We start from the raw sequence: 12,102 nt of genomic DNA on the forward strand, positions 1-12,102 counted from the left end.
ACATCATCCCCGAGCACCCTTAGGGAGGGCGCCTGGCCATTGGTCATGGCTGAGGGACGGTCGCAGCACCAGGGCGACGCCCACGAAGCCCGCCAGGACCGTGGCCACCAGGCGCATGTCCACCCGGTCGGAGGCCCCCACCAGCACCGCGCCGCCGATCAGGAACAGGGCCATCCAGATCGAGGACATGTAGTTCAGCGTGATGGCCGTGGCCAGGGGCAGCTGGCCGATCGCATAGAACCAGAGCGCCATCGCGCCCACGCCCACGATGCTGCGCCCCAGGTGCATGGTGGGATACCGCGTGCCCAGTTGGCCGCCGCGCCAGAAGACCAGACCCCCGATGAACAAGGCACCCACCAGACCGCGGTAGAAGACGATCTCGCCTGCGCCATAGCGGGCCGACGCCAGTTTCACGCACACCCCCATCAGGGCGAACAGGAAGGACGATCCCATCATCAGCAGGGACGCTTGCAACTGGGGTTTCATGCGCGGTACGGCAGGGCAGGGAAAGCGGCCGATTCTGGCAGAGCCTTACACTCTCGGCCCTCATGAAGCGAATCGTCATCCTCCTCTCGGGCCGTGGCAGCAACATGCAGGCCATCGTCGAGGCCTGTGCCGCCGAGGGTTGGCCGGCCGAGGTGGCGGCAGTCGTCAGCAACAAGGCCGAGGCCGCCGGGCTGGCCTGGGCGGCGCAGCGTGGCATCGCGACGGCGGTGGTGGACCACCGCGGCCATCCGGACCGCGAAACCTACGACGGCGAACTGGCCCGGGTGATCGATGGTTATGCCCCGGATCTGCTGGTGCTGGCCGGCTTCATGCGCATCCTGAGCGCCGGCTTTGTCCGCCACTACGAGGGCCGCCTGCTCAATGTGCACCCCTCGCTGCTGCCGGCCTTCCCGGGCCTGCACACCCATCGACGGGCCATCGAGCAAGGCTGCAAGCTGGCCCGGCGCCACGGTGCACTTCGTGACGGCCGAGCTGGACCATGGCCCCATCGTGGCCCAGGCCGCCGTGCCGGTGCTGCCGGGCGACGACGAGGCCAGCCTGTCGGCCCGGGTGCTCGCGCGCGAGCATGTGATCTACCCGCTGGCGGTGCGCTGGTTCGTCGAGGACCGACTGCTGCTGGCCGACGGGCGTGTCCGCCAGCGCGACGGCGTGCCCCAGTGGCTGTTCTGAGCGACGGGTGAGGCGGGCTGGGATAATCCGGCCCATGCATCCGAATGCCCTGCTGGACCTGGCCACCGATCTGCTGCGCCAGGTGCTCAAACTCGACCAACCCGCCGACGCTGTCGTGTCGGCCTTCTTCCGCAAACACCGCACCCTGGGACCGCGCGAGCGCCACAGCCTGGCCGAGACGGCCTACGCTGTGCTGCGCCGCCGTCTGCTGTGGGCCCACCTGGCGCAAAGTGGCTCCGGCGCGCTGGAGCGCCGCCTGGCCATCCTGGCCTGGCAGGGCAGCGACACTTTCATCCGCGGCGCCCTGGGGCCCAACGAGGTGGCCTGGCTGACCCAGGTGCGCGAGCTGGACACCGCCACCTTGCCCGAGAAGGTGCGCGTCAACCTGCCGGACTGGCTGGCCAATGCGCTCAAGGCCGAGCTGGGCGAGGAGTTCCCGGCCTTCGTGGCGGCGATGGAGGCATCCGCGCCGCTGGACCTGCGGGTCAACACCCTGAAGGCCAAGCGCGAGACCGTGCTGGCCGCACTGAAGGAGGCCGGCATCGAGGCCGAGCCCACGCCCTATTCGCCTCTGGGCGTGCGCGTGCAGGGCAAGCCGGCTCTGCAGAAGCTGCCGCTGTTCGTGCAGGGCGAGGTGGAAGTGCAGGACGAGGGCAGCCAGTTGCTGGCCCTGATGCTGGGCGCCAAGCGCGGCGAGATGGTGGTGGACTTCTGCGCCGGGGCCGGTGGCAAGACCCTGGCCCTGGGCGCGGCCATGCGCAACACCGGTCGCCTCTATGCCTTTGATGTGTCCGGCCACCGGCTGGAGGGGCTCAAGCCGCGGCTGGCCCGCAGCGGCCTGTCCAACGTCTATCCGGCCCAGATCGCCCATGAACGCGACGAGCGCATCAAGCGTCTGGCCGGCAAGATCGACCGCGTGCTGGTGGACGCACCCTGTTCCGGCCTGGGCACGCTGCGCCGCAACCCCGATCTGAAGTGGCGCCAGTCGCCCAAGGCCATTGACGAGCTGACCGTCAAGCAGGCGGCCATCCTCGATAGCGCCGCGCGCCTGGTCAAGCCGGGCGGCCGGCTGGTCTACGCCACCTGCAGCCTGCTCGCACGCGAGAACGAGGACATTGCCAAGGCTTTCTCCGCGGCCCATCCGGACTTCGAGCCCCTGTCGGCCGCCGAGCTGCTGGCTTCGGCCCAGGTCGAGCAGCCCGAGACCCTGGTGCGCGAGGGCATGCTGCGACTGTGGCCGCACCGCCACGCCACCGACGGCTTCTTTGCCGCCGCCTGGCAGCGCAAGGCTTGAAGCCGGGCAGGTGACCCCCACATTCCGCTTTGGGCGTGATTCCGACCTTTTTGGTCTGCAATGCACGTTTTTCTGCCGGCAACGCGTGTGAAACGGGCGTTTTCGCGCCCCTGTTCGGGGTGGCGAACGGCGGGCTGTCCTCTACAATAGGGAGTTAGCCAGCACTCCGCAGGCGAATCAAGGTAGGCAATGGATCAATTGAACACGGTGTTTTCTGCAGTATTGGACTGGGCAGCAAACGGCCTCACGCACGCCACGTGGTGGCAGGTCGTGCTCTACGCTGCGGTGATGACCCACATCACGATCGCCGGTGTCACGATCTTCCTGCACCGTTCGCAGGCGCATCGCGCCCTGGAGCTGGGGCCCGTTCCCTCGCACTTCTTCCGCTTCTGGCTGTGGATGACCACCGGCATGGTGACCAAGGAATGGGTCGCCATCCACCGCAAGCACCACGCCAAGTGCGAGACCGAGGAAGACCCGCACAGCCCCATCACCCGCGGCCTCGGCACCGTGATGAGCCGTGGCGCGGAGCTCTACCGTGCGGAGGCCAAGGTCGATGAGACGCTCAGCAAGTACGGTCACGGCACGCCCGACGACTGGATGGAGCGCAACGTCTACTCCAAGCACAGCGCCAAGGGCATCCTGCTGATGTTCCTGATCAACATCGCGCTGTTCGGGGCCATCGGCGTCACCATCTGGGCCATCCAGATGGTCTGGATCCCGTTCTGGGCCGCCGGTGTGGTCAATGGCGTGGGGCACTACTGGGGCTACCGCAACTTCGAGGCGGTCGATGCTTCGACCAATATTTCGCCCTGGGGCATCATCATCGGCGGCGAAGAGCTGCACAACAACCACCACACCTACCCGACCTCGGCCAAGTTCTCGGTCAAGCCCTTCGAGTTCGACATCGGCTGGGGCTACATCCGTGCCCTGGAAATGCTGGGCTGGGCCAAGGTGCGCAAGACGGCGCCCCAACTGCAGTTGGGCTCGCTCAAGCCGGTGGCCGATGCCAAGACGCTGGAGGCGATCATCGCCAACCGCTACGAGGTGATGGCCAACTACGCCAAGGAACTGCGCCGCGCCTGTGCCGGTGAAATCGCCCGGGTGAAGGCCCAGGGCAGCAGCAATTCCGCCTGGAGCAATCTGCGCGTGGCGCAGCGCTGGCTGCACCGCGACGTGGAGAAGATTCCGAGTGATCTGCTGCCGCAGGTGGAGAGCGCCGTGGCCACGTCGCCGGTGCTGCAGAAGCTGGTCACCATGCGCGAGGAACTGCGTCAGCTCTGGACCCGCACCAATGTGTCGGCCGAGCAGCTGGTGGCCGATCTGCAGGACTGGTGCCACCGGGCCGAAAGCAGCGGCGTCGCGGCGCTGCGCGAGTTCTCGCTGCAGCTGCGTTCCGCCCGCGCCTGACCGGTCTGCCTTCCTGATTCCCAAAGCCCGCCTTGTGCGGGCTTTTTTCATGGTCGATCAAGACGTCGATCAAGACAACAAAAAACCCGCCGTGCGGAGCAGGGCGGGTTTCTCGAGGGGAGGGGGCTGAATTACTTCAGCTTCACTTCCTTGTACAGCACGTGCTTGCGTGCCTTGGGGTCGAACTTCATGAATTCCAGCTTTTCGGGCGTGGTCTTCTTGTTCTTGTTCGTGGTGTAGAAGTGGCCGGTGCCTGCAGTGGACTCCAGCTTGATCTTCTCGCGGCCGCCTTTGCTTGCCATGGTTGTCGCTCCTTAGTCTGTGATTAGGCCTGGCCGCGGGCACGCAGATCGGCCAGAACGGCATCGATGCCCTTCTTGTCGATCAGACGCAGGGCGGCGTTGCTGATGCGCAGGCGCACCCAGCGGTTTTCGCTCTCGACCCAGAAACGACGGTATTGCAGGTTCGGCAGGAACCGGCGCTTGGTTTTGTTGTTGGCGTGGGAAACATTGTTCCCGACCATGGGCTTCTTGCCCGTGACTTCGCAGACGCGTGCCATGAGGACACTCCGATACTTGTCATACAGCGAGCACTTGACTGGTCCAGGACCCTGTCAGCCACTCGCCTCACCTCGCCAAAAGGGTGGCGGTAACCCGTTCTTGCCCGAAACTTCCCTGGCCGAAGCCGCTGCCAATCACGCACCGGAAGTGCCTGACCCGCTGCAGCCGTCGGTGGTCTGCGCAAGAAAACCTGCGATTCTAGCGGATTTCCGCCAGGCAGGGAAATTCAGTGCGCGCCCTGCTCCAGGAAGCGCTGTGCATCCAGGGCCGCCATGCAGCCGGTGCCGGCGGAGGTGATGGCCTGACGGTAGATGTGATCCTGCACATCGCCGGCCGCGAACACGCCCGGCACGCTGGTCATCGTGGCAAAGCCGTTCTGGCCACCACGGGTCACCAGGTAGCCGTCCTTCATCTCCAGCTGGCCCTTGAAGATGTCCGTGTTGGGCTGGTGGCCGATGGCGATGAAGCAACCCTTGACGGTCACTTCCTCGTCGGCACCACCATTGACGTCCTTCAGGCGCACGCCGGTCACGCCGCTCTGGTCGCCCAGCACCTCGTCCAGCGTCTTGTGCAGGTGCAGGACGATCTTGCCGGCAGCCACCTTCTCCATCACCTTGTCGATCATGATGGCCTCGGCGCGGAACTTGTCGCGCCGGTGGATCAGGTGCACCTTCTCGGCGATGTTGGACAGGTACAGGGCCTCTTCCACGGCGGTGTTGCCACCGCCCACCACGCAGACCTCGTCACCACGGTAGAAGAAGCCGTCGCAGGTGGCGCAGCCACTCACGCCGCGGCCCATGAAGCTCTCTTCCGACGGCAGGCCCAGGTACTTGGCCGAGGCGCCGGTGGCGATCACCAGGGTGTCGCAGGTGTAGGTGCCCGAGTCGCCCTTGAGGGTGAACGGGCGCTGGGACAGGTTCACCTCGTTGATGTGGTCGAACACGATCTGGGTCTGGAAACGCTCGGCGTGCTGCAGAAAGCGCTGCATCAGCTCCGGGCCCTGCACGCCCATCACGTCGGCGGGCCAGTTGTCCACTTCGGTGGTGGTCATCAGCTGGCCGCCCTGGGCCAGGCCGGTCACCAGCAGCGGCTTCAGGTTGGCGCGGGCCGCGTAGATGGCGGCGGTGTAACCGGCCGGGCCGGAGCCAAGAATCAGGACCTGGGCATGGGTGGAGGTGGTGCTCATAGGGGACGCTCGCTGAAGGCGTGCCGCCGAGGGGCCGGGGACCGGATATGCTCGGGGGTACACAAGAATGACGTTCGGGCATTTTAGAGAACGGGCCGTTGGCGCGTCGCCAAGGCCCGCCAAATACAGAGTGCGAGGAGGTGATTGATGTCGATGCTGACCAACCTGGACTTGATCCGTCGGGTGCCGCTGTTCTCGATGCTGACGGAAGAGCAGGCCCAGCTGGTGGCGGATGGCGTGGTCAAGCGGCGCTATCGGCGCGGTGAACTGGTGGTGGAGCAGGGCAAGAAGAGCAATGCGCTCTTCATCCTGCTCAATGGTCGCGCCCGCGTGCTGACGTCCGACGAGCGTGGCCGCGAGGTCATCCTGGCGGTGCTGGAGGCGGGTGACTACGTGGGCGAGATGAGCCTGATCGACAACCAGCCCCATTCGGCCTCGGTGCGCTGCGAGATCCAGTGCGACATGCTGATCCTGGGGCGTCCCGAATTCGCCCGTTGCCTGCCTGAGAACTCCAGTCTGTCCTACGCCATCATGCGCGGCCTGGTCACACGGCTGCGCAGCGCCGACCGCCAGATCGAATCCCTGGCCCTGCTGGATGTGTATGGACGTGTTGCACGGGCCCTGCTGGACATGGCCGAGGAAGACAATGGCGACAAGGTGATCCGCGGCAAGGTGTCGCGCCAGGACCTGGCCAAGATCGTCGGCGCCTCGCGCGAGATGGTCAGCCGGGTCATGAAGGACCTGACCGAGCGCGGCGTGATCGAGAATCTGGACACGGGCGGCCTGCGCCTGAAGAGCCGCGCGGCTTGAGGAACCGAATGTTGGAACGAGAGTGGGTGCGCCCCGGGCGTCACCGGAAGGGCGGCCACTGATGCGCCGCACCCTGCCCCTGGGCAACACCCCCCCTGAGCGCGCCGCGCCCGTGGCGCCGGGCCCCTGGTCCCGCCTTCGCCTGGCGCTGGGCGGCGGGCTGTGGGTCCTGGCCGCCCTGGCCCTGAGCAGCCGCAGCGGGAGCGATCCGGCCTTCACCACGTCCGGCACTGGCGCGCCGCTGCACAACTGGCTGGGCGCGCCCGGGGCCTGGGCGGCCGACATCGGCCTGATGCTCTTCGGCTTCTCGGTCTGGTGGCTGCTGGCCGCCGGCGCGCGGGCCTGGCTGGCTGGCCTGGCGGCCACGCTGCGAGAGGGGGGCGCCCCCCGTCCGCGCTACCGCTGGCTCACCCGCACTGCGGGCCTGGTGCTGCTGATGATGGCCAGCTGCGCCCTGGAGTGGACCCGCATCTACGGCTGGGAATCCCGCCTGCCGGGCCATGCTGGCGGTGCGCTGGGCTATGTGTTGGGGCCGCTGTCCATGCGTTGGCTGGGCTTCGGCGGCTCGGGCGTGCTGTGGATCGCGATGCTGGTGGCGGCCTTGCCGATGGCGCTGGGCTTTTCGTGGTTGCGGGTGGCCGACACCCTGGGGGGCTGGATCGACGGCGTGCGTGAGCACCGTCATCAGCTGCGCGAACAGGCCGAGGACATCCGCCTGGGCGAGCGGGCCCAGCGCGAGCGCGAGGCCGAGGTGGAGGTGGCCTTCGAGCGCGAGGTCGAGCAGCAGGCCCAGGCCCCGCTGGTGATCGAGCCGCCGGTGCTGGAGGTGCCCAAGTCCGAGCGCGTCCAGCGCGAGCGCCAGACCCCGCTGTTCAAGGAGCTGGTCAACACCAAGCTGCCGCAGGTCGACCTGCTGGACAAGCCGCCCAGCCGGGTGGAGACGGTCACGCCCGAGTCGCTGGAGATGACCAGCCGGCTGATCGAGAAGAAGCTCTCGGACTTCGGTGTCGAGGTGCGCGTGGTGGCGGCCCAGCCCGGCCCGGTCATCACCCGCTACGAGATCGAGCCGGCCACCGGCGTGAAGGGCTCGCAGATCGTCAACCTGGCCAAGGACCTGGCCCGCTCGCTGTCGCTGGTGTCCATCCGGGTGGTCGAGACCATCCCCGGCAAGAACCTGATGGCGCTGGAGCTGCCCAATGCCAAGCGCCAGACCATCCGCCTGGCCGAGATCCTGGGTTCGCAGATCTACAACGACGCCGCCTCGATGCTGACCCTGGCCCTGGGCAAGGACATCATCGGGGCGCCGGTGGTGGCCGACCTGGCCAAGATGCCGCACTGCCTGGTGGCCGGTACCACCGGTTCGGGCAAGTCGGTGGGCATCAACGGCATGATCCTCAGCCTGCTCTACAAGGCCGAGGCGCGCGACGTGCGCATGATCCTGGTCGACCCCAAGATGCTCGAGATGAGCGTCTACGAAGGCATTCCGCACCTGCTGTGCCCGGTGGTCACAGACATGAAGCAGGCCGGCAACGCGCTGAACTGGTGCGTGGGCGAGATGGAGCGCCGCTACAAGCTCATGAGCAAGATGGGCGTGCGCAACCTGGCGGGCTACAACAAGAAGCTCGACGAGGCCACGGCCCGCGGCGAGCTCATTCCCAACCCCTTCAGCCTGACGCCGGAAGAGCCCGAGCCGCTGGAGCGCCTGCCCTACATCGTCATCATCATCGACGAACTGGCCGACCTGATGATGGTGGTCGGCAAGAAGATCGAGGAACTGATCGCCCGCCTGGCCCAGAAGGCGCGGGCGGCCGGCATCCACCTGGTGCTGGCCACCCAGCGGCCGTCGGTGGACGTGATCACCGGTCTGATCAAGGCCAACATCCCGACACGCATGAGCTTCCAGGTCAGCAGCAAGATCGACAGCCGCACCATCCTCGACCAGATGGGCGCCGAGGCCCTGCTGGGCATGGGCGACATGCTCTACCTGGCCCCGGGCACCGGCCTGCCGGTGCGGGTGCACGGCGCCTTCGTCTCGGACGACGAGGTGCACCGCGTCGTCGAGGCCCTCAAGGCCCAGGGCGAGCCCAACTACATCGAGGGCATCCTCGAAGGCGGCACGCTCGATGGCGAGGGCGGCTCGGGTGGCGGCGGGGGCGAGGGTGCCGATGCCGAATCGGACCCGATGTACGACCAGGCCGTGGCCGTGGTGCTGCAGCATCGCAAGGCGTCCATCTCGCTGGTGCAGCGCCATCTGCGCATCGGCTACAACCGCGCGGCCCGTTTGCTGGAACAAATGGAGCAATCCGGGCTCGTATCTTCCATGGCGGGCAACGGCAACCGCGAGATCCTCCTGCCCAAGCGCGAGGAGTGAGCTCCGGCCGCCGGGCCGCGTTTTCGGCCTGCGCAGGCAGATCCTCATCCGATGTCACACCGCTTTTTCGTTTCCCGCCGCGCCCTGATGGGGCTCGGCCTCGGGCTGGGTCTGGGCTGGAGCCAGTTGGCCCTGGCCGCGGGCGCGGCCGATGCCCTGCGCGCCTTCGTGCAGGACGCCAAGGCCGGGCGGGCCAGCTTCACCCAGACGGTGCATGCGCCCAACGGCAACCGCACCAAGGTTTCCACCGGGCGCTTCGAGTTCTCCCGGCCCAACCGCTTCCGCTTTGAATACCAGAAGCCCTATGCCCAGACCATCGTCAGCGATGGCGAGAAGGTCTGGTTCCACGACCCCGACCTCAACCAGGTCACCGTGCGCAAGCTCGGTGATGCGCTGGGCAGCACGCCGGCGGCCATCCTGGCTGGCCAGTCCATCGAGCGCGACTTCGACCTGAAGGACCAGCCCGACCAGGACGGCCTGAGCTGGGTGCTGGCCACGCCCAAGGGCAAGGACGGCACCATCCAGTCGCTGCGCGTGGGTTTCAAGGGGCGCAGCCTCTCGGTGATCGAGATCGCCGACAGCTTTGGCCAGCGCTCGGTGCTGCAGTTCGCCGATCTGCAGATCCTGCCCAGCCTGCCTCAAGCCACCTTCCATTTCGCGGTGCCGGCGGGCGCCGACGTCTCCGGCCCCTGAGTCCGGCCCTCAAATGGCAACGGGCGTGGAAGACCACGCCCGCCGGGGGAGGATGGAAGCCGGCCCGCGGGCCGCAGGCTTCAGTGCATCATCGTGTCGGTGTCCATCAGGCCCATGTCGGGCGCGGTCATCATCTGCTCGATGTCCATCAGGATCAGCATGCGCTCGACATCGCCGTTCTTGATCGTGCCCAGGCCGGTGATGTAGGCCGCGTCGATGGCGCCGTGGAATTCCGGGGCCGGCTTGATGGTCTCGGCCGGCAGCTCCAGCACGTCGCTGACCGAGTCGACCACCATGCCCACCGTGCGGTGCGCGATGTTCAGGATGATCACCACGGTGAAGCTGTTGTACTGGGCCTCGGGCAGACCGAAGCGCAGGCGCATGTCGATGATCGGCACGATCACCCCACGCAGGTTCACCACGCCCTTGATGAAGTGCGGGGCGTTGGCGATGCGGGTCGGGTTTTCGTAGCCGCGGATTTCCTGCACCTTCAGGATGTCGATGCCGTATTCCTCGGCCCCGAGCTTGAAGGAGAGGTATTCACGCGGCGCGCCGGTCAGGCTCGAAACCCCCATCGGGGTCTTGGCGGCGGTGTCGGTGGTGGCGGTGACAGTCATCGGACAGGCTCCTGAAGGGGCGGTTCGTTCGGTGCGATGGCCGCAGTGTGCGCGAGCGCCTCAGGGCCGAGCCGCTGAAAAGCGGGGGCTCCGCAGGCCAATTCCGGGCCGAGGGGCAGGCTGCGACAATGACGCCATGACGACGAGCCGCCAGAACGCGCTGTTCGATGCCGAGGAGCCCGGGGCAGACCTGTCAGCGCCCGCCACCTTCCCCGCCCAGGCCACCGGCCCGGCCTTCGAGGCCGGGGCCCCGCTGGCCGAGCGCCTGCGACCGCACCACCTCGATGAGGTGATCGGCCAGACCCACCTGCTGGGCCCGGGCAAGCCGCTGCGCGTGGCCTTCGAGCAGGGACGTTTGCATTCGATGATCCTCTGGGGTCCGCCCGGTGTGGGCAAGACCACGCTGGCCCGGCTGATGGCCCAGGCGGTGAAGGCCCATTTCACCGTGCTCTCGGCCGTGCTGGCCGGGGTGAAGGACATCCGCGAGGCGGTGGTCGAGGCCGAGCGTGCTCGGGCCGCCGGCCATCGCACCATCGTCTTCGTCGACGAGGTGCACCGCTTCAACAAGGCCCAGCAGGACGCCTTCCTGCCGCACGTCGAATCGGGCCTGTTCACCTTCATCGGCGCCACCACCGAGAACCCGTCCTTCGAGGTCAACTCGGCCCTGCTGTCCCGTGCCACCGTGCATGTGCTGCGCGCGCTGGAGCCGGCCGAGCAGCGGCAGCTGCTGGCCCGTGCCCAGGAAGCGCTGCAGGCGCCGCCGCTGACCGAGAGCGCGGCCGACCGCCTGATCGGCTATGCCGATGGCGACGCCCGCCGCCTGCTCAACGCCTACGAGAACCTGGTGGCCCAGGCCGGGCCGGTGGCCGAGCTGGACGAATCCAGCCTCGAGCGTTCGCTGGGCGAGCAGCTGCGCCGCTATGACAAGGGCGGCGACCAGTTCTACGACACCATCTCGGTCCTGCACAAATCGGTGCGCGGCTCCGACCCGGACGCCGCCATGTACTGGCTGGCCCGCATGCTCGATGGCGGGGTGGACCCGCGTTACATCATCCGCCGCGTGGTGCGCATGGCCAGCGAGGACATCGGCAACGCCGACCCGCGGGCCCTGCGCATCGCGCTGGATGCGGCCGAGACCTTCGAGCGCCTGGGCAGCCCCGAAGGCGAACTGACGCTGGCGCAGGCGGTGGTTTATCTGGCGGTGGCGCCCAAGTCCAATGCGGTCTACACCGCCTGGAAGGCGGTGCGGGCCTTCGTGGCCCAGGACGGCACCCGGCCCATCCCCATCCACCTGCGCAACGCGCCCACCAAGCTGATGAAGAACCTGGGCTACGGGCGCGCCTACCGTTACGCGCACGACGAGCCCGGCGCCTTCGCCGCCGGCGAGTCCTATTGGCCCGACGGCCTGTCACCGCCCCCCTTCTATCAGCCTGTGCCCCGGGGGCTCGAATTGCGCATCGGCGAGAAGCTGGCCGAGCTGCGCCGGCTCAACGAGGTCGCGCGGCAGGCAGAATCCGCCCCGGACACCGGACCGGACCCGGCGGACTGAGGCGCGGGGTGCCCGGCATGGCACCCGACTTGCATGGCGGTAGATGCCCAGGGCGCCTGGGCGTCCCGACCGGTTTTTCTTGAACACAAGGCAGGAGCAGTCTGCAGATGGACATCTTCGTTCAACAGATCATCAACGGCCTGGTGCTGGGGAGCATGTACGCTCTGGTGGCGCTGGGCTACACGATGGTGTACGGGATCATCAGCCTGATCAATTTCGCGCACGGCGAGGTGCTGATGGTGGGCGCGATGGTGTCGTGGTCGGTGGTCACGGCGCTGGCGGACACGGGGCTGCCGGGCTGGGCGCTGCTGCTGATCTCGCTGCCCATTGCGATCGTGGCCTGCTCGGTGCTGAACTTCCTGGTGGAGAAGATCGCCTACCGGCCGCTGCGCAACGCGCCGCGCCTGGCGCCGCTGATCACCGCCATGGCATGAGC

At 67.5% G+C, this 12,102-nt stretch carries 11 protein-coding genes and 2 pseudogenes; 8 read left to right on the forward strand and 5 right to left on the reverse strand.

The genetic code is table 11. The features are described from left to right. Nucleotides 1-3: 3 nt before the first annotated feature. Entirely contained in the window at nt 4-486 is a 483-nt protein-coding gene (locus tag I73_RS25820) for an EamA family transporter (RefSeq protein WP_234409403.1), read from the reverse strand. Nucleotides 487-548: 62 nt separating this feature from the next. On the opposite strand from I73_RS25820, the pseudogene purN reads away from it, so the two are divergent. The 3 genes and pseudogenes from purN to I73_RS04030 all read left to right on the forward strand — a co-directional run bounded on the left by purN (nt 549) and on the right by I73_RS04030 (nt 3,880). After that, nucleotides 549-1,176, forward strand: a pseudogene (gene purN / locus I73_RS25825) (phosphoribosylglycinamide formyltransferase). Between the two features lie 34 nt (nt 1,177-1,210). Then, nucleotides 1,211-2,470 carry an RsmB/NOP family class I SAM-dependent RNA methyltransferase gene (locus I73_RS04025; protein WP_022979435.1) on the forward strand — a complete coding sequence of 420 codons (1,260 nt, stop codon included), beginning with the start codon at nt 1,211-1,213 and terminating at the stop codon, nt 2,468-2,470. A gap of 189 nt (nt 2,471-2,659) precedes the next feature. Beyond that, a complete protein-coding gene (locus tag I73_RS04030) occupies nt 2,660-3,880 on the forward strand; it encodes an acyl-CoA desaturase (RefSeq protein ID WP_022979436.1) in 1,221 nt (406 codons plus the stop codon). Between the two features lie 131 nt (nt 3,881-4,011). On the opposite strand, the gene rpmG is transcribed toward I73_RS04030, so the two are convergent. From rpmG to trxB, 3 genes are all read right to left on the reverse strand, one after another. Continuing rightward, the gene (rpmG, locus tag I73_RS04035) at nt 4,012-4,182 is read right to left on the reverse strand and encodes a 50S ribosomal protein L33 (protein ID WP_022979437.1); all 171 of its coding nucleotides are present in this window, start codon (nt 4,180-4,182) and stop codon (nt 4,012-4,014) included. Between the two features lie 23 nt (nt 4,183-4,205). Next, on the reverse strand, nt 4,206-4,439 hold the full coding sequence (gene rpmB / locus I73_RS04040; protein WP_022979438.1) for a 50S ribosomal protein L28: 234 nt from the start codon (nt 4,437-4,439) through the stop codon (nt 4,206-4,208). 227 nt (nt 4,440-4,666) lie between these two features. After that, the gene (gene trxB, locus I73_RS04045) at nt 4,667-5,626 is read right to left on the reverse strand and encodes a thioredoxin-disulfide reductase (RefSeq protein ID WP_022979439.1); all 960 of its coding nucleotides are present in this window, start codon (nt 5,624-5,626) and stop codon (nt 4,667-4,669) included. A gap of 147 nt (nt 5,627-5,773) precedes the next feature. On the opposite strand from trxB, the gene I73_RS04050 reads away from it, so the two are divergent. The 3 genes from I73_RS04050 (at nt 5,774) to lolA (ending at nt 9,500) form a co-directional block, all read left to right on the forward strand. Next, nucleotides 5,774-6,436 carry a Crp/Fnr family transcriptional regulator gene (locus I73_RS04050; protein WP_022979440.1) on the forward strand — a complete coding sequence of 221 codons (663 nt, stop codon included), beginning with the start codon at nt 5,774-5,776 and terminating at the stop codon, nt 6,434-6,436. Between the two features lie 61 nt (nt 6,437-6,497). Then, the gene (locus I73_RS04055) at nt 6,498-8,807 is read left to right on the forward strand and encodes a DNA translocase FtsK (RefSeq protein ID WP_022979441.1); all 2,310 of its coding nucleotides are present in this window, start codon (nt 6,498-6,500) and stop codon (nt 8,805-8,807) included. 87 nt (nt 8,808-8,894) lie between these two features. Further along, nucleotides 8,895-9,500 carry an outer membrane lipoprotein chaperone LolA gene (gene lolA / locus I73_RS04060; RefSeq protein ID WP_026096284.1) on the forward strand — a complete coding sequence of 202 codons (606 nt, stop codon included), beginning with the start codon at nt 8,895-8,897 and terminating at the stop codon, nt 9,498-9,500. Nucleotides 9,501-9,580: 80 nt separating this feature from the next. Here lolA and I73_RS04065 read toward each other — a convergent pair whose 3' ends face one another. Then, the gene (locus tag I73_RS04065; RefSeq protein WP_022979443.1) at nt 9,581-10,117 is read right to left on the reverse strand and encodes a chemotaxis protein CheW; all 537 of its coding nucleotides are present in this window, start codon (nt 10,115-10,117) and stop codon (nt 9,581-9,583) included. A 136-nt stretch (nt 10,118-10,253) separates the two neighbouring features. Between I73_RS04065 and I73_RS25830 the strand changes: the two genes are divergently transcribed. Further along, nucleotides 10,254-11,666 carry a replication-associated recombination protein A gene (locus tag I73_RS25830; protein WP_022979444.1) on the forward strand — a complete coding sequence of 471 codons (1,413 nt, stop codon included), beginning with the start codon at nt 10,254-10,256 and terminating at the stop codon, nt 11,664-11,666. Between the two features lie 107 nt (nt 11,667-11,773). Continuing rightward, nucleotides 11,774-12,094: pseudogene (locus tag I73_RS04075) on the forward strand (branched-chain amino acid ABC transporter permease); the annotation flags it as partial. Nucleotides 12,095-12,102 lie beyond the last annotated feature (8 nt).

Origin of the sequence: Ideonella sp. B508-1 (assembly GCF_000333615.1) — a bacterium.
GTDB lineage: Bacteria > Pseudomonadota > Gammaproteobacteria > Burkholderiales > Burkholderiaceae_C > Ideonella.